The following is an 18433-nucleotide window of genomic DNA, read 5'->3' as shown; positions in this document are numbered from 1 at the left end:
CGTTTTATTTTTTTTTAAAACATTTAATTTATAAAAAAAATGATAAATTTTTATAAATAAAAAAATTTATTTTATAGAGCATTTAAAAATGAAAAAAAAAGTAGTAATTGGTATTTCAGGAGGAGTAGATTCGTCTGTATCTGCATGGTTATTAAAAAAAAATGGTTATCATGTAGAAGGTGTATTCATGAAAAATTGGGAAGAAAATAATTGTAAAAGTTATTGTTCTATTAAACAGGATTTGCAAGATGCACAGTGTTTATGTGAGCAAATAGGAATTAATTTGACTGTATTAAATTTTTCAAAACAATACTGGGATAAAGTTTTTAAAATATTTCTTAAAGAATATCAACTAGGTAAGACTCCGAATCCAGACATACTATGTAACAAAGAAATTAAATTCAAAGTTTTTTTAAATTTTGCATTCGAAGAAATGCAAGCAGATTATATTGCAACTGGTCATTACGCAAGACGTGTGGATTTTCGAGGAAAAAGTTATTTATTTTCTGGAATAGATATGAATAAAGATCAAAGTTATTTTTTGCATCAAATTAAACATCAAGAAATTTCTAAATGTCTTTTCCCTGTAGGAAATTTCATTAAATTACAAGTAAGACATATTGCTTCTCAACTAAATTTAATTACTGCTAATAAGAAAGATTCAACAGGTATTTGTTTTATAGGAAAACGAAATTTTAAAAAATTTATTAAAAATTATTTGCTTGCAAGCCCAGGTATAATTACTTCTATAAAAAATAAAAAAATAGGATATCATCCTGGTTTGATATATTACACAATAGGCCAGAGAAAAGGGATAAATATAAATAGCACATATAATACATGTGCAGATCCATGGTACGTAGCAGATAAAGATGTAAAAAAAAATAGCTTAATTGTTGTTCAAGGTAGAAATCATCTTGCATTACTTTCAGTGAGCATAATTGTTATTTACCCGCATTGGATTGATCAAATGCCATTAAACAGTGAACTTAAATGCACAATAAAAACTAGATATCGTCAAGAAAATACAGGTTGTTTGATTAAAAAACCAAAATCAAAAAAATATTTGAAAGTTATTTTTGATCAACCTATATTTGCAGTGACTCCAGGTCAATCTGCAGTTTTTTATTTGAAAAATCGCTGTTTAGGAGGCGGCATAATACATAGCAGAACGTTACTACACGATTTATTAAATAAATCAAAATAAAAGTTATATCAAATATATATTTTATATTATAATTGATAAATAAATAAAAAATAACAGATATTGACCACTTATTTGTATAATTTTTCTATTTTTTAATTTTATTAAAGAGCTTAAATATGCATATTTCTTCACTAACTGCAATTTCTCCTATTGAAGGTAGATATTATAATTATACGGTTCCTTTACGATCTATATTTAGCGAATTTGCACTTTTAAAATTTCGATTAAAAATAGAAATTAAATGGTTTGAATCACTTGCTGAATGCGATGAAATATTAGAATTACAACCTTTAAATAATATAGAAAAAAGATTTATAAAAAATATTATAAGCAATTTTAGTTTTAAAGATGCTGAACGTATTAAAGAAATTGAATTTAAAACAAAACATGACATTAAATCTTTAGAATATTTTTTAAAAGAAAAATTTTCTTTATTAATCAGTTTAAAAGAAAAATCAGAATTTATACACTTTGCTTGTACATCTGAAGATATTAATAATCTCGCCTATGGATTAATTTTATCCCGTGCTAGGAAAAAATTTATTTTGCCAATTTGGAAGAAAATTGTTCGTACTATTTACTTATTTTCAATGAAATATGATTCTATCTCAATACTATCGCGTACTCATGGGCAACCGGCTACTCCGTCTACATTTGGAAAAGAAATGTTAAATTTTTATTATAGAATGACTCAACAGTACCAAAAACTTAAAAAAATCAAAATTCTTGGAAAATTCAATGGTACAGTAGGAAATTATAATGCTCATAATATTGCTTATCCAAACTTCGATTGGGTTAATTTTAGCAAAAAATTTATTTCTAATTTTGATATTGTACCTAATGTGTTTACGACTCAAATTGAACCACATGATTATATTGTAGAAATTTTAAATTGCATATCTCATTTTAATAGCATTTTAATTGGTTTTAATCAAGATATTTGGACATACGTTTCAAGAAACTATTTTAAAAAAAAATTTCATGTTAACGAAATTGGCTCTTCTGTTATGCCACATAAAGTAAATCCTATTGATTTTGAAAACTCAGAAGGTAATTTAGAACTTTCTAATGCTATTTTAAACTTTTTATCTAAGAAACTTCCAATTTCAAGATTACAAAGAGATTTAACAGATTCTACTATATTAAGAAACATAGGAGTTGCTATAAGCTATTCATTTATTGCTTACCAAAAAATGTTATATGGTTTTTCAAAATTAGAAATAAATACTTCAAAAATAAAGAACGATTTAAATAACCACTGGGAAGTTTTATCAGAACCTATACAAATTTTAATGCGTCGTAATAAAATAAAAAACTCTTATGAATTAGTAAAAAATTTTTTTAAAAAACACGAAATAAACGAAATTAATATTAAATTATTTATTAAAACATTAAATATTTCTGAAACAGATAAAAAGATTTTGCAAAATATTACTCCTGATAAGTACATTGGATTGTCGACGCAGCTTATACGTCAATTTAAAAAATATATTAAATAATTTTGAAATCTTACAAATTTAAATCTTAAAATTAATTTTTAAAATTTTTTAAGATAATATAAATTTATTAGAACTTTTACGCATCATTTTGAATATAGAATATATGCTAGATATCATAAATAATATAAAAATAAATAATATAATCAAAAATATATCAAAAGCAACAATTTGAATTGGTATAGAATCTACGAAATATATATTTGAAGATAAAAATTGAACATTGAATAAATTTTCAATTTTTTTTATAATTACATTAAAATAATGCGATATAAACAAACCTATTAAAATTCCCCAAAAACTACCAAAAATAATATATATTCCCCCATACCATAAAAATACACTATAAATTAGTCTATTTTTAGCTCCTAAAGAAAATAAAATAGCAACATCAAAAATTTTTCTTTTCATAATTGCAGTTAACATAGAGATTATACTAGAAGAAAAAATAACAGAAACTAAAAATACACATAAATATATAATTGCACGAACTGTCTGTATATCTTGATATATATAACCGTATTTTAACATCCAAGTATTAATTTGAAAAAAATTTGGATTATTGATTAAAAAAAATTCTTTTATTACATTATTTAACTTAAACATGTTTTTTACTTTAATGTTAACACCGTCAATTTCATTTGTTCTATTAAGTAATTTTTGAGCATGAAATAACGAGATAATAGCAAAGTCATGATCTAATTGACTATTAAATTTTATTATGTTAACTATTTTAAAATTAAGTGATTGAGGAAAAACAAAATTATTTTTTTTATTTATATTAGCAGGAAAAATTGATAATTTATCTCCTATTTTTAAATTAAATTTTTTTGCTATTCCTGCTCCGATGATAATAGAATTATTTATTTTATCTAGCTGTAATAAGATGTTTGATTGATCTTTATAAAAATATTTTACATTTTTTTGAAATTTTGTTTCATATTGAGTATCAATAGCATGAATATATAGGACATGGAATGCGATTTTATTTTCAATTAATCCAACAAAATTTAAATATGGAGAAATTGCTATAACGTCAGGGAAGTTTAAAATTTTCGTTTTTAAAAATTTCCAATTTTTTATAGAAAATTTGCTTAAAAAACTAATTTCTAAGTGCGGTACTATATTTAAAATTTTATTTTTTAGTGCATGTTCAAAACCGTTAATTATACTAATCGATAAAATACTAATAATAATGTTTAATGTAATTCCGATGATTAACATATTTGAAATAAAAGCAGTTATTTTTTCTTTTTTCCAACCTATTTGAAAATTTAGTGCAATTTTTAATGACAATGGGAGTAAATCTAAAAAAAATTTAGAAATCTTTTTTATATAAAATACCATTTTTTATCTCTAACACTTTTTTTAATTTTTTTGAAAAATTCAAACAATGTGTAACAACCAAAAAAGTAGTACTTTTATATAAATTTATAGTATTTAATAAAGCAAAAAATTTTTTTGCAGAAATTTGATCTAAATTTCCAGTAGGTTCATCTGCAAAAATTATTTTTGGATTGTTAATTAAAGCTCTTGCAATAGCTACTCTTTGTTTTTCTCCTCCAGAAAGTTCATGTGGTTTATAATGCACACGTTTTTGTAAACCTAATTGTTCTAAAATTTCGTATGCAGATTTTTTTGCATTTTTAATGTTAAATTTCCCTATTAAAGCAGGCATTAAAACATTTTCTAAAACATTAAAATCTGGAAGCAAATGATGAAATTGATAAATAAATCCAAAACTTTTATTTCTTAAATCAGCGCTTTGTGAAGAAGATAAACGATATATTGATTTGCCTTCAAAAAAAACATCTCCTTTTGTAGGATTGTCTAATCCACTTAATATGTATAATAACGTACTTTTTCCTGATCCTGATCGACCAACAATAGCGATTGTTTCTGATCTTTGAATAGATAAGTTTATATTGTTAAGTATTATAAGTTTATTTTTGTATATTTTAGTAACATTTACACAACTTAAAATTGGTATTTTATTCATATTTTAAAGTTTTTGCAGGTTGAATTTTCATAGCATAATAAGAAGGGTACAAAGTAGATAAAATAACAAAAATAATAAAAATAAGGTCTATATAAATAATATTAATTGCTTGAATTTTTACTGGTAAAAAAATTTTATTAAATATATCTAATGCTGATAAAATATTATTTAAATAATAAGCACATATTATGCCTGTTATATTTCCAAAAAAAATACCTAATACTCCATTAATTATACCATACAATATAAAGATTAAAAATATTTCATATTTTTTACAACCTTGTGTTTTAAAAATAGCAATTTCTTGTTTTTTATAAGTAATTTCTACTGAAAGTGCAATGCAAACGTTACATATAGATATAATAGCAATTAAACTTAAAAATACTAAAGTAACATTTTTTTCCATTTTTAATGCACGAAAAATTTCTGATTTATAATCACGCCAATCTTGATATGAATAATGACTGATAAAACAAGATTTTATACTATTCGTATTAATTTTTAATGGATCTTGTAGCCATAATCGCCATCCATCAATATGTTTTTCAGGATAACGCATAACTTTTTTAAGTTCTTTTGAATGGATAAATAATTGATTTTTATCCATTTCACTATTAGTATAAAATATATCAAATACAGTAAAAATTCTTTGTGTAGGTATTAAACCAACAATTGTAAAATTACTTTTTTCTGGAAAAATTAATCGTATTCGATCATTAATATGAACATTAAGAATTTTAGAAAGTTCGTAACCTATAATAATTTTATATTGTCCCGGTATTAAACGATTAATAACTTTATTATTAATATTTAATAAAGATAAATTTTTTTCTATGGATTCTATATTAGAAATTGTTCCGTTAATTAGTCCGTATTCACTTTGAATAATAACGTTAGTCGAAATAAATGAAGAAAAATTTCGAATATTTGAACATTCTTTATTATTCGATAAAACCAAATTTTTATTAAAATTTATATTATTTTCGTTCTTCAAAATTGCATGTGGAATATATTTTAGTATGTGTTGTGCTAAATTTTTTTCAAATCCATTCATAATAGAAGTAACTAATATTAATGTAAATATTCCTATTGTTATACCGACTAATGATATCCAAGAAGATAATTTATTGTATTGATTGAATGCATTTTTTAAGATATATCTTATTCCAATATACAAGAAAGCTGGTTGATACATTTTATGTATTTATCAAATTTAACATACTTATAGTTAAGTACATATAATATTATATTTTAAATATGTATATTTAGTACCAAATTTTTTGTGAATTAATTTCAGTATAAAATTAAATTTTTTTAGATAAAAAATTTTTGTAATAGAGCAAGTTAAATAATTATTATAAAATATATGCATTCAATATTTATGTAAACTTATTTTAATTAAGATACATAGATATTGTAAATAAATTACATTTAATTAAAAATTATATTAATACAATGAACAAAAAAATAAATGATTTTTTTTATAACTCCAAAAAAAAATTCGAAATACTTTTAAAGGTAGGAGATTTTGTTGTTCATTTTGAACATGGCATTGGTAAATACATAGGAACTAAACTAATAAAAACAGGAGATATAGAAAATGAATATTTAATGATTAAATATTTAAAAAATGATATTTTATACGTCCCGCTTACATCTATGCATTTAATAAATAAATATCTTCCATGTCATTTAAATACAGAAAATATTACTTTACACAAACTTGGATCGGATACATGGAAAAAAACTAGAAAAAAAACAATATATAAAATTAAAGATTTAGCAGCTGAATTATTAGATAATATATCAGAACGATTATCTAAAAAAGGATTTGAGTTTAGAAATAATATTTTTAAATACCAAGAATTTTGTCGTGATTGTAATTTTGAACTTACGTATGATCAACAAAAAGCTATTGATGCAGTTTTGTATGATATGCAAAAAAATACGATTATGAATCGTTTAATATGCGGCGATGTAGGTTTTGGAAAAACAGAAATTGCTATGCGCGCTGCTTTTGTAGCTGTAGAAAACAAAAAACAAGTAGCTTTACTTACTCCAACAACGTTATTGGCACAACAACATTTTAAAAATTTTAGTTTAAGATTCAAAAAATGGCCAATAAAAATTGCAATGTTATCACGTTTTTTAAATATTCGAGAACAAAAGAATGTTCTAAATTTAATTTTAAAAGGTAATTTTCATATTGTAATTGGTACACATCGTATATTACAGAAAGATGTTATTTGGCATGACTTGGGATTATTGATTATTGATGAAGAACATCGATTTGGTGTGTCTCAAAAAGAATGCATTAATGTATTACGTTCAGGCATCGATATTTTAGCACTAACAGCTACTCCTATCCCGAGAACTTTAAATATGGCTTTGAATAGTTTGAGAGATTTGTCAATTATCTCTACACCTCCAAAACATCGACTTGCAATAAAAACATTTATTTACGAATATAATAAATCAATAATTAAAAAAGCTATCGAAAAAGAATTATCTAGAAAAGGACAAATATATTACTTACATAACAATATTCAAACGATTAATAAAAAATTAGAACTTTTAAAAAAATTAATACCTATAGCGCGTATTGAAATTTTACATTCAAAGATGTGTAAAAAATCGCTTAAAAGAATTATGAAAAATTTTCAAAAAAATAATTTTGACGTATTAGTATGTACTACAATCATTGAAACTGGAATTGATATAGCAAATGCTAATACCATTATTATTGAATGCGCCGATCAATTTGGTCTTGCCCAGTTAAATCAATTACGCGGAAGAGTAGGAAGGTCATTTCGTCAAGCATATGCATATTTTTTGATATCTCCAAAATGTTCTTTGAAAGAAAATTCTAAAAAAAGATTAGAGGCAATTTCTAAAATAGATACTTTAGGATCAGGATTTTCACTAGCAATAAATGATTTAGAAATTAGAGGTTCCGGAGAATTGTTAGGATCTAAACAAAGTGGTCAAATAAATTCTATAGGAATTTCATTATATCATGAATTATTATATAATGCCGTAAATGCAATAAAATCTGGTAAAGAAATTTCTTTAGAAAATATCAAAAATAATTTTACAGAAGTAGATTTAAATGTTCCAGCTTTTTTACCAGAATCTTATATTTCAGACGTATCAACACGTTTAAATTTTTATAAAAAAATTTTTAGTAGTAATATTGAAAAAATTCATATTATAAAAAATCAATTGTTGCATAATTTTGGTACTATTCCAGAATTTGCATTAAATTTAATCGAAATTGCGAAAATTAGAAAACAGTCTTATTTGTTAGGAATCAAAAAAATTAATTTGAATTCTCAAGGAGGTACGATCGAATTTCATGAAAAAAATACTATAAATTATAAAAAATTAATAACAATATTGCAGAATTCTAAAATTTATAGTTTTAAAACGAGCACAAAGTTAAAAATAAATTTTTATACAAATAGTTATCTAGAAAGAATAAATTATGTAAAAAATTTTTTAATTTCTATATCTTGATTAAAAAAATAAATTAAAATAATCAATGTAATTTAAAACGAGGTTGAATAATGCGTTCAATTCCTGTAGAAAGTATCATAAATCCTGTTTTTATAGATCCATGTAAAGAAATTTGATGCATACGATATAATAAAAGATACGCTAATTTTGCAATCATGCCTTCAATTAAAATTGAATTATTAGTTATATGATCCATAAAATTTCCTATTGTTTTAAATTTAGATAACGATATAAGTGATCCATAATCCTTATAGATATAGCTTTTTAATTTTTTATTTTTTATTAATGATAAAATATTAAAATAAGTACATGTTGCCATTTGATGTGCTGCTTGAGCTCTCGGAGGTACATAGATGCCATTTTTTAATAAACAAGATGCACAGTCACCTATTGCAAATATTTTTTCGTCTAAAGTAGTTTGCAATGTATCTTTAACTAATATTTGATGAATATGATTTGTTTCTAAATCAAAATATTTTTCTTGGAATTTTTGTGCTTTAACTCCAGCCGACCATACCATAAGTTCAGATTTAATCTTTTCTCCATTTTTAGTAAGCAAACTAGTTTCGTTGCATTTTACAATTGTAGTATTATTAAAAATTTTTACACCAATTTTTTTTAATTCTAAATGTACTCTATGAGAAATTCTAGTTGGTAAAGCAGGTAAAATTCTAGGTCCTGTTTCAATTAATGTTACATGAAGAACGTTTTTTTTTAAACCTTGAAAGCCGTATCGATGCAATTCATCGACTGCATTACATAACTCTGCCGATAATTCTACTCCAGTTGCTCCTCCCCCGACAATTGCAATATTATACTCTTCTGTAAGAAGATTGTTGTTCATAGAAATTTTTAAAAATAAATTAAACATCTTTTTATAAAATTTTTTAGCTTGAAAAATATCATCAATAAAATTACAGTATTTTTTTACTCCAGGTACTGCAAAATGATTTGATTTGCTACCAATTGCAATTACTAAAATATCATAGTTCAATTCTCTTTTAGGAACAATAATTGTTCCATCTTGATTGATTAATTCATTAAGTATAATTGTTTTTTTAATACGATTAATTCCAATCATTTTTCCTAAACAAAATTTAAAATAATGATTTTTAGCGTGTGCGATATAGCTAGTACAGTTATTGCCTTCATTTAAAGAGCCTACGGCAACTTTATGCAATAAAGGTTTCCATACATGAATGTAATTAAAATCGACTAAAATAATACTGGCTAATTTTTTTTTTCCTAATTTATTTCCTAATTTTGTAGCTAATTCTAAACCGCCAGCTCCTCCGCCAACTATAATAATTTTTTGTAACATTGTGTATTTTCCAATTTTTTTAGAATATATTATTAGTTATCAGCAATAATTTCTATAAATTTATTTATAATATATGTTTTCTCTTGCAGTAAATTAGTTATTATTTATATTTTTATGTTAATGTTAAATTTCATTTTTGTTCGTATCAATATAATAATTTTCCAAGATTTTTACCTCCTAATAAATGCATATGTAAATGATAAATTTCTTGGCCACCATCTTTGTTACAATTAATTATTAGACGATAACCACTTTTATTAATTTTTTCTTTTACAGCTATTTTAGAAGCTGCAAGAAACAAATGACCGAGCATTAATGCATGTTGATCTTTTACATCATTTACAGTAGGTATAAGTATATTAGTTATTATAATAACGTGTATTGGTGCTTGAGGATTTTTATCTCGAAAAGCAGTCACGTAATTATCTTGATATATAATATTTGCGGGTGATTTTTTTTGCAAAATCTTTATAAAAATATTTTCTTTCAAAATATATTTTCCTTGATATTTATTGAATATTTTTTTTATTTTTACTGGAGTGTTTTGGGAATAATTTTTGAAAATTTTTTACTATACTTTTTGAAAAATTTTTTAAAGTTGTATTTCTTAAATTTGCAATATATTTTGCAATATGAATTAAATAAGATGGTTGATTTTTTTTTCCTCTATATGGTTCGGGAGATAAATATGGTGAATCTGTTTCTATTAATATACGATCATCAGGTACATATCTTGCGCAATCTTGTATTATTTTTGCATTTTTAAAAGTAACAATTCCAGAAAATGAAATATAACATCCTAAGTCTAAAAAAATTTTTGCTATTTGTATATTTTCTGTAAAACAATGCATGATACATCCGGAAATTTCACAATTTACATTAGATAAAATTTTAATCATATCATGAGTCGCATTCCTTGAATGAATAATAAGAGGTTTTTTAACTATCTTACTAATTTCAATATGATCAAGAAAAACTTTTTTTTGTATTTCTGAATTATATCCAATTTTGCTATAATCTAATCCTGATTCTCCGATTGCTACTACATCATTTCTAGTTGCAAAATTATGCAGTAATTTTTTATCATATGATTTTTCAATATAAAGTGGATGTATTCCAAACGAAAGTAAAACATTTGGAATTTTATTAAGTAAACTAATCATATTAGAAAATTGCGAAACGGAAATACATACAGATAAAATCTGATTAACATGATTTTTTTCTGCTTGTAATACAATATTTTTAATATTTTTACGAGTATTGCTCAAAAAATCTAAATGACAATGAGAATCAATTAAAAGCACTTATTTAATATCCTGAATTAAATTATTCCAAGCTAATATAGTTTTTATTAAAAAAATTTCTTTGTTAATTCCTGAAATTTCTGAATTTAATTTTTTAAAATTTAACCAAAAATCCCATTGTTGATATAAAAAACATATAGAACAAATTTTAGACATATATTCTACAATTTTAATACAGTCAATGTTAATAATATTCAAAAAAATGTTACTTTTGTATCTTATAGTATCTATAATAAAAGAATTTATAAATATAAAAAATATTTCAATTTTTTGACAACTTTCAAACAAATGAAAAAAAGAAGCCTGCTTTAGAAAAATTTTTTTTAGAATTAATATCATTTTTTTTCTTATCTCCCAAAAATTAGAAGATAACATTTTTTTAGCAAAAATTGGCGCTCCATAACAGAGATTTAAAATAATTTTAGTTTTCTTTAGTTCTGTGTATCCTTGATCATTTAACCACTGCAAACTATCGCTTGTTTTAATAAAAATATTCCATATTTTACTTCTGCTAAGAATTGTTGGCAAAATATAATTAATTTTTTTACATCCTAATATAAAATATGTTTTTTTTGACGGTTCTTCTATTGTTTTCAGTAATGCATGCATAGCTTGATTAGTTAAAAGTTCTAAATTTTGAATTAATATTATTTTTACATCTCCATAATATGGAGGATAAAAAATTTTTTCGCAAATTTCTCGTATGATATCTATTCCAATTTGTTTATTTAAAATAGCATACTTAGAGAAGTCATAAAGATCTGGATGACGATTTTCAGATAATAATTGACAATTTAAACAAAAATTATAATGAATCGTATCTTTTTTGCATTTGCAAAATATTTGTTTAATTATTGCACAATACAATTTTTTTATTCCGCATCCTGAGTTGCTTTGCAGTAATACCGTGCAAGAAGTATTAAATTTAAGACATGATATAATTTCTTGATATGGTATTTTTAACCATGGATATAGCATAATATTAATTTTGAATTTTTAACCAATTTAATAATTTTTCTTTTATTTCTAAATTTACTTGTTCTAAAGACTGACTAGCATCAATAGTAACAATATTCTTATTTTTTTTAGCTAATTCTAAATAACGCGCTCTTGTTCTATCAAAAAATGAGATAGGTTCTACTTCTATTCTATCTAATTCATTTTTTATATCATGTGAGTGTGCTCTTTTTATTTTGTGCATTTTTTCTCTGATTTGCGCTCTAACTGTAGCACGTGCCCTAATTCTAGCTAATCCCATTACAGGTGGTATATCTAAATATAAAGTAAAATCCGGATAAAAATCTCCTAAAAAAGCATCTCTTAAAGTTTTTAACAATTTTTCGTTTATACACCTTCCTCCTCCTTGATACGCTAAAGAAGATAGGTCATGTCGATCTCCAACTACCCAAGAGCCTTGGCTTAAAGCTGGTTTAATTATGCGTTCTACTAATTGTATACGGGCAGCATATAACATTAATAATTCAGCATGGTTAGTAATTGGCTCATAACCTACACCTTCTTTAATCAATGTTCGTAAAGCTTCTGCAAGTGGAGTTCCTCCTGGCTCTCTTGTAAAAATTACGTTTTTTATTCCTTGTAGATTTAATATATTTACTACTTTCGAAATAGCATTAGTTTTTCCGGAGCCTTCTAATCCTTCGATAACAATAAATTTACCGTGCACTATTTATTTCCTTTTTCCATTTGCGATAATTTTTCACTGCTTTTTTATGGCTATCAAAATCATGATTAAAAATATGATTGCCGTATCCAGTAGAAACAAAATAAAAATAATTACTTTTTTCTGGATGTGCAGCTGCTTTGATTGATTCAAAACTAGGCATAGATATTGCTGTTTTTGGTAATCCAGAAATAATGTATGTATTATAAGGAGTAGGTATTTTGAGATCTTTATAAGTCATTTTTTTATTAGGTTTTAGAAGTTTTAATCCATATTCTACAGTAGGATCTGATTGCAATTTCATTTTGTTATTTAATCGATTAACAAATACAGAAGAAATTAGAAAACGTTCTTGTTTTAATGGCGATTCTTTTTCAATAATAGATGCCATGATTAATAGCGATTGAGGTGAATCGTACGGTAAATTTTGATCTCGTGTATCCCAAATTTTTTCTAAAATTTTTTTCATATTATTTTTTGCACGTTTTAGTATTTCACTTGCTTTAGTGTTTTTAGTGTGTAAATATGTATCTGGATAAAGATTCCCTTCTAACAATATATCGGATTTTTCACCTAATTGTTTTGATAAGTTGTGTAAATTATTGAAATCTATATCTTGCTGTATATACGGAGAATTTTTTAAAATTTTTAAGCAATCTTTTAAAGTTGAACCTTCAATAAATCGAATAGAAAATTGTTTTTCTTTGCCTGATACAAACATATTAAAGGCATCTTTCATATTCATTCCTGGATATAAAGCATATGTTCCAGATTTAATATTCTTTAGACTAGGATTAATTTTAATTAAAAAAGGTAGCAAATATAAATTATTTTTAATATTTTTTTTTTCCATAAATTTTTTTAAATAAAATATAGTGCTTCCTTTTGGTATAGTAATTAAGGTTTCTTTGCTAATGTTTAAAGGTTCTATAGAAAAAACATGTATCTTAAAAAAAAAATAAAAATTATCAAAAACAAATATATAAAAAATATTTTTTGTTTTTTTATTTTATATATAATTTGCATATACAAGTTTATTTTACCAAAAAAAATAACGTATTTTTTTAAATGTAGTACGATCGAGAAAATGTTTATTTTCAATTAATTTTACGGGAATAATAGAAAATATAGAGTTAGTAATAAAAACTTCTTCTGCAGAAAATAAATGTTGTCTTTTAAAAAAAGAAACAATTATTTTATATCCAAGTTTCGGTAACAAATTAATTATTTTTTTTCTAATTATTCCAGGAACTCCACAATATTTCAAATTTGGAGTAAATACGAAATTTTTTATTCTCCAGAAAATATTGCATGTACAACATTCTACTATAAATCCTTTATTATCTAAAATGATTGCTTCATCTTTATGCATATTCTCTAAATGTATTGAAGCAAGAACTTGTTCGATTTTGTTATTGTGCTTAATACCGGATAATAATAAATTTCTGGAGATTTTAATAGGACTATAATATAGATGAGCTCCATTTTTTTTGATTTTTTTAAAATTTAGATTATTTTTTGTTAATATGATAATGCGTATTGGTTCTATACATTGTTTTGCTTTATATCCTCGTATAGAATTTCCTCGTATAATTATAATTTTAATAATTCCATGTGATACGCATTTAGATGCAAATTTAACTTCTTTATGTAAGGCGGAAAAATTAATTTTGTTAAAAAAAAGTTTTTTTTCTGCTAAAAGTAATCTGTGAAAATGATTTTTTAAAAATTCAATACGTCCATTTCGGCATATAAATGTTGTAAAAAAACCGTCTCCAAATTGCAAACTTCTGTTACTTATAGAAATTTGATCTGTTTCAATTCCATTAATCCAAGATCGCATTAGATGCTTTTTTATAATTTAATTAAGATTTAATAGTTAATATGATAATAAATTTTTGTTTAAAATAATAGTATTTATCAAGTAGATTAAATATATATTTTTATAGAGATTAATTAAAAATTCATTTTTTTAAAATTAAAAAATTTTATTTTAAATTATTGGCGATCTGTAGATCGCCAATTAACTTTATGATTTTTTACTTTCTTTAATAAAATCAATAGCAGCTTGCACTGTAGTGATTTTTTCTGCTTCTTCATCTGGGATTTCAGTATCAAACTCTTCTTCTAATGCCATAACCAACTCGACTGTATCCAAAGAATCTGCTCCTAGATCATCTACGAAAGATGCACTGTTTATTACTTCTTCTTTTTTTACACCTAATTGTTCGGCAATAATAGATTTAACGCTTTCTTCAATAGTACTCATATTTTAAATTTCCTGCCAAATTCGCTTATGCGAAAGTTTTTAGTTTATAAAACTTTAAAAAAAGATGCAACTTAGTAAAATTTATTAAAAAATCGAATGTGTATTATTTCATGTACATTCCGCCATTAACATGTATTGTTTCTCCTGTAATATAAGAAGCTTCGTCAGAAGCAAGAAATATGGCGGCATGTGCAACATCTTTTGTCGAGCCAAATCGATTAATAGGAATAAAAGATAAAATTTTTTCTTTATGCTTTTCGGATAATATACGTGTCATATCGGTGTCAATAAATCCCGGACATATCATATTCACTGTAATTCCTCTTTTAGCTACTTCTCTAGATAATGAATGTGTAAAACCTATTAAACCAAATTTAGATGCAGAGTAATTTGTTTGACCAGGATTTCCTACAAATCCAGAGACAGATCCAATATTTACAATTCTTCCGTAATTTTTTTTTAACATTCCTGGTATAACTTCTTTAGATATTCTATATGTTCCTGTTAAATTTGTATTTATCACAGAATCCCATTGATTTTCTTTCATTTTAATTAATAAGTTATCTTGTGTAATACCTGCATTGTTAATAAGGATATTTATTAAACCAAAATTTTTTTTTATTTTTTCTAAACATAATTTAATTGAAATTGAATCACATATATTTAATTGTATTCCTAATCCTTGGCCGTGTAAGTATTTGCTAATTTTTTTTACACCTTCTGGTTGTGTTGCAGTGCCAATTACTATTACATTTTTTTCAAGCAATTTTTTTGCAATAGCTTTTCCTATTCCTCGATTTGCTCCGGTAACTAACGAAATTTTTTTTTCAAATTGCATAAACAAGTTTTTTATATTTTTTAATTTGTTGTATTATAGATCTTGGATGATTTAAAGATTCTCCGTATAAATCTGTAATATGCAAAAAATCTTTAATTAATTTAGATAATATGTTGCCTGGACCTACTTCTAAAAAAGAGTATATTTTTTGATTAATTAAATACTGTATAGTTTTATTCCATAAAATTGGGCTATAAATTTGACGAATAAGTGTTTTTTTAATTTTTTTTGGATTATTTTGTATTTTAGTGTCAATACTACTAATTACTGGTATTTTAGGTTGAAAAAATTTTATTGTATCTAAAAACTTTGATAATTTTTTAGCTGCAGGTTTCATTAAATATGAATGAGAAGGAATATTTATAGGAAGAATTTTTATGTACTTTGCTCCATAGTCTTGACAAGTGTTCATCACTTGAATAACGGAACTTTTATAACCAGATATTACTACCTGATTAGGAGAATTAAAATTTGCAATAGACACAGTTTCAGAATTTGAAAATTGTTTGCAAATTTGATGAATTATTTTACTTGATAATCCAATAATTGCAGACGTAGCGCATGCTTGATTGTTAGCTAATTCTTGCATGAATTTTCCGCGTAAAGCAACAATTTTGACGGCATCCGAAAATGATAATCCATTTGCACATACTAATGCCGAATATTCTCCTAAACTATGTCCTGCCATAAATTGAGGATTTTCTCCAGAAAAATTTTTCCAAATTTTCCAAATTGCAAAAGACGTAGTCAATATAGCCGGTTGTGTAATTTCGGTTTTATTTAAAATTTCATATGGTCCATTTTCAATTATTTTCCATAAATCATATTTCAAAATTTCTGAGCTTTCATTAAATATATTTTTAATAATAGAAAATTCTTTAAATGGTTTTAACATGCCAATTTTTTGACAACCTTGACCGGGGAAAATCATCGCAAAAGTATTCATTTAATTTATTAATATCCAATTTGTTAAAAATATATTTAATATAAATTAGCTATTTTTCATTTATAATAAAGTTTTTATCTATTATATTTTTATTGAATTATCTTAATTCAATCTTTTTTATTGTTGAGTTAACATGAGTATGCATGTTGTATATTAAAAAAATTTAATATTAGTAGTATATTCTGATGGATAAAAAATTTTTGATTAATTTAAGTAAATATATCATATCATATAAAAATTTAGAATTTTAAAAACTACTTATATAAATTTTTATTTGATCTGATTTTTATTTTTTTTTTTCATATTAAAAATATTTTTTCCGCGATAAAATCCTTCTTTTGTTAAAGAATGACGTATGTGTGTTTCTCCTGATATCTGATCAATAGATAGTTGAGGTATTTTTAATTTATCATGTGATCGACGCATTCCTCGTTTTGATCTTGTAGGTTTATTTTTTTGAACAGCCATCTTTTCCTTCTTATAATAAAATTTTTCTTAAAATATTGTATAGTTCATAAAATAACGATTAAATTTTATTTATGCAAGATTTAAATTCATTATGAATTGATTTTTTGTTTAATTCAAAATAAATTTTTTACTAATTATCTTTGCAAATATATTAAAAATTCATAAAAAACATAAATAAAATATATTATTAAATTTAATTTGATAAATTAATTTAAGCTAAATTTTTTAGATTCGCACTATTTCTTAATTTTTTAAGATATTTTATTAATATTTTATCTAATGGAGCAGTTATATGTAAATTTTTTAATGTATTTGGATGTTGAAAACGTATGTTAAAAGCATGTAAAAATATACGATTAATTTCTTTATTTATTAATATAGTTTCTTTTTTTTTTAAGTTTCCGTATAAATCATCGCATACAATTGGATGATGAATATGCTGGGCATGCACGCGAATTTGATGCATACGACCAGTTTCAGTAATAACTTTCAGTAAAGTCATGTTTTGAAATTTTTCAATTACATTAAATTTTGTTTTTGCCAATTTTCCATTTTTATCAATTAAAACTTTCTGTTTTCTAAAATTTAAATTTTTATTTAAATATAATTTTTTTTTTAATGGAGCAGATACTGTTTTATTTTTAAAATTACATCTGCCATGTACTAATATCAAATAATCTTTATATATTTTACCTTCTCGAAGTTGTTTATGTAAATTACATAAAATAGAACGTTTTTTTGCAATTAATAATATTCCTGAAGTTCCTCGATCTAAACGATGCACTAATTCTAAAAAAGAGTTTTTCGGATATACATTACGTAATTTTTCAATAATTCCAGAACTTATACCACTGCCTTTATGTACTGCTATACCACTAGGTTTATTCAAAATTAACAAATATTTATCTTCATATAATATAGAAGCTTGCACATTGAAATGAACATATGATTCACAAGTAAGTTGTTGTTTAACAACATGAAAATATTTTAGTGGAGGAATTCGAATCAAATCTTGAGTTTTTATTTTATATTTAGGTTTCACTCTTTTTTTATTAACACGTACTTCTCCTTTTCGTAAAATTTTGTAAATATTATTTTTTGAAATATTTTTTAATTTTTTTTTTAAAAAATTATCGATACGTTGAGAAGATTCATTTTTTGATATTTTTATAAATTGAACTAAAGATTTAAAAATTTTCATTTTTTTTAAATTATTTTTATAATAATCTTTATAAGATATATGAAAAAATTATAAATTATATTTAATTAATATAAAAATATGTACTTGATTAAAAATAAAATGTTAAAAATTTAATTACTTATAATAAAAACTTATATATGTACTTTTTTATAAAATTAGTATTAATTTTTAATAATTTAATAATCAT

The 18433-nt window shown here is 23.7% G+C and carries 18 protein-coding genes; 3 read left to right on the top strand and 15 right to left on the bottom strand.

Annotated elements, in window-relative coordinates:
* The first annotated feature begins 88 nt into the window (after window positions 1–88).
* Both mnmA and purB read left to right on the top strand, forming a co-directional pair.
* Window positions 89–1207, top strand: coding sequence for a tRNA 2-thiouridine(34) synthase MnmA (gene mnmA, locus WIGMOR_RS00555; RefSeq protein ID WP_014353909.1), 1119 nt, complete (start codon window positions 89–91; stop codon window positions 1205–1207).
* Between the two features lie 116 nt (window positions 1208–1323).
* Complete coding sequence (gene purB, locus WIGMOR_RS00550; protein ID WP_014353908.1) at window positions 1324–2706, top strand: adenylosuccinate lyase; 1383 nt, start codon at window positions 1324–1326, stop codon at window positions 2704–2706.
* A gap of 48 nt (window positions 2707–2754) precedes the next feature.
* Here purB and WIGMOR_RS00545 read toward each other — a convergent pair whose 3' ends face one another.
* Genes WIGMOR_RS00545 through WIGMOR_RS00535 form a run of 3 tightly spaced genes read right to left on the bottom strand, consistent with a single transcriptional unit; the run spans window position 2755 to window position 5897 of the window.
* Entirely contained in the window at window positions 2755–4050 is a 1296-nt protein-coding gene (locus WIGMOR_RS00545) for an FtsX-like permease family protein (protein WP_014353907.1), read from the bottom strand.
* Window positions 4022–4702, bottom strand: coding sequence for a lipoprotein-releasing ABC transporter ATP-binding protein LolD (gene lolD, locus WIGMOR_RS00540; protein ID WP_014353906.1), 681 nt, complete (start codon window positions 4700–4702; stop codon window positions 4022–4024). The genes WIGMOR_RS00545 and lolD overlap by 29 nt, the downstream gene beginning before the upstream one ends.
* Window positions 4695–5897 carry an FtsX-like permease family protein gene (locus WIGMOR_RS00535; RefSeq protein ID WP_014353905.1) on the bottom strand — a complete coding sequence of 401 codons (1203 nt, stop codon included), beginning with the start codon at window positions 5895–5897 and terminating at the stop codon, window positions 4695–4697. Before WIGMOR_RS00535 ends, lolD begins: the two co-directional genes overlap by 8 nt.
* A gap of 260 nt (window positions 5898–6157) precedes the next feature.
* Here WIGMOR_RS00535 and mfd point away from each other — a divergent pair, with 260 nt between their 5' ends.
* Window positions 6158–8218, top strand: a complete 2061-nt coding sequence (gene mfd, locus WIGMOR_RS00530) for a transcription-repair coupling factor (protein ID WP_014353904.1) — start codon at window positions 6158–6160, stop codon at window positions 8216–8218.
* Between the two features lie 22 nt (window positions 8219–8240).
* On the opposite strand, the gene WIGMOR_RS00525 is transcribed toward mfd, so the two are convergent.
* The 12 genes from WIGMOR_RS00525 to WIGMOR_RS00470 form a co-directional block, all read right to left on the bottom strand.
* Entirely contained in the window at window positions 8241–9539 is a 1299-nt protein-coding gene (locus WIGMOR_RS00525) for an NAD(P)/FAD-dependent oxidoreductase (protein WP_014353903.1), read from the bottom strand.
* 145 nt (window positions 9540–9684) lie between these two features.
* Window positions 9685–10032: an HIT domain-containing protein gene (locus tag WIGMOR_RS00520; RefSeq protein ID WP_041944097.1), complete on the bottom strand. Its 348-nt coding sequence runs from the start codon at window positions 10030–10032 to the stop codon at window positions 9685–9687.
* 16 nt (window positions 10033–10048) lie between these two features.
* The gene (locus WIGMOR_RS00515; protein WP_014353901.1) at window positions 10049–10843 is read right to left on the bottom strand and encodes a TatD family hydrolase; all 795 of its coding nucleotides are present in this window, start codon (window positions 10841–10843) and stop codon (window positions 10049–10051) included.
* Window positions 10844–11821, bottom strand: coding sequence for a DNA polymerase III subunit delta' C-terminal domain-containing protein (locus WIGMOR_RS00510; RefSeq protein ID WP_014353900.1), 978 nt, complete (start codon window positions 11819–11821; stop codon window positions 10844–10846). It abuts the gene before it with no gap.
* A 4-nt stretch (window positions 11822–11825) separates the two neighbouring features.
* Window positions 11826–12527: a dTMP kinase gene (tmk, locus tag WIGMOR_RS00505; RefSeq protein ID WP_014353899.1), complete on the bottom strand. Its 702-nt coding sequence runs from the start codon at window positions 12525–12527 to the stop codon at window positions 11826–11828.
* Complete coding sequence (gene mltG / locus WIGMOR_RS00500) at window positions 12517–13470, bottom strand: endolytic transglycosylase MltG (protein WP_236607862.1); 954 nt, start codon at window positions 13468–13470, stop codon at window positions 12517–12519. Before mltG ends, tmk begins: the two co-directional genes overlap by 11 nt.
* Before the next feature lie 93 nt (window positions 13471–13563).
* Window positions 13564–14367 (bottom strand): aminodeoxychorismate lyase, encoded by an 804-nt coding sequence (gene pabC, locus WIGMOR_RS00495; protein WP_014353897.1) that lies wholly within the window; start codon window positions 14365–14367, stop codon window positions 13564–13566.
* A 186-nt stretch (window positions 14368–14553) separates the two neighbouring features.
* On the bottom strand, window positions 14554–14793 hold the full coding sequence (gene acpP, locus WIGMOR_RS00490; protein WP_014353896.1) for an acyl carrier protein: 240 nt from the start codon (window positions 14791–14793) through the stop codon (window positions 14554–14556).
* A gap of 103 nt (window positions 14794–14896) precedes the next feature.
* A complete protein-coding gene (gene fabG / locus WIGMOR_RS00485; protein WP_014353895.1) occupies window positions 14897–15631 on the bottom strand; it encodes a 3-oxoacyl-[acyl-carrier-protein] reductase in 735 nt (244 codons plus the stop codon).
* Window positions 15621–16577 (bottom strand): ACP S-malonyltransferase, encoded by a 957-nt coding sequence (gene fabD / locus WIGMOR_RS00480; RefSeq protein WP_014353894.1) that lies wholly within the window; start codon window positions 16575–16577, stop codon window positions 15621–15623. Before fabD ends, fabG begins: the two co-directional genes overlap by 11 nt.
* Before the next feature lie 270 nt (window positions 16578–16847).
* A complete protein-coding gene (gene rpmF, locus WIGMOR_RS00475; RefSeq protein ID WP_014353893.1) occupies window positions 16848–17045 on the bottom strand; it encodes a 50S ribosomal protein L32 in 198 nt (65 codons plus the stop codon).
* Between the two features lie 211 nt (window positions 17046–17256).
* A complete protein-coding gene (locus WIGMOR_RS00470) occupies window positions 17257–18246 on the bottom strand; it encodes an RluA family pseudouridine synthase (protein WP_014353892.1) in 990 nt (329 codons plus the stop codon).
* Window positions 18247–18433: the final 187 nt, after the last annotated feature.

It is taken from the genome of Wigglesworthia glossinidia endosymbiont of Glossina morsitans morsitans (Yale colony) (assembly GCF_000247565.1).
GTDB classification, from domain to species: domain Bacteria; phylum Pseudomonadota; class Gammaproteobacteria; order Enterobacterales; family Enterobacteriaceae; genus Wigglesworthia; species Wigglesworthia glossinidia_B.
This window is presented reverse-complemented; position numbering and strand designations above follow the sequence as displayed.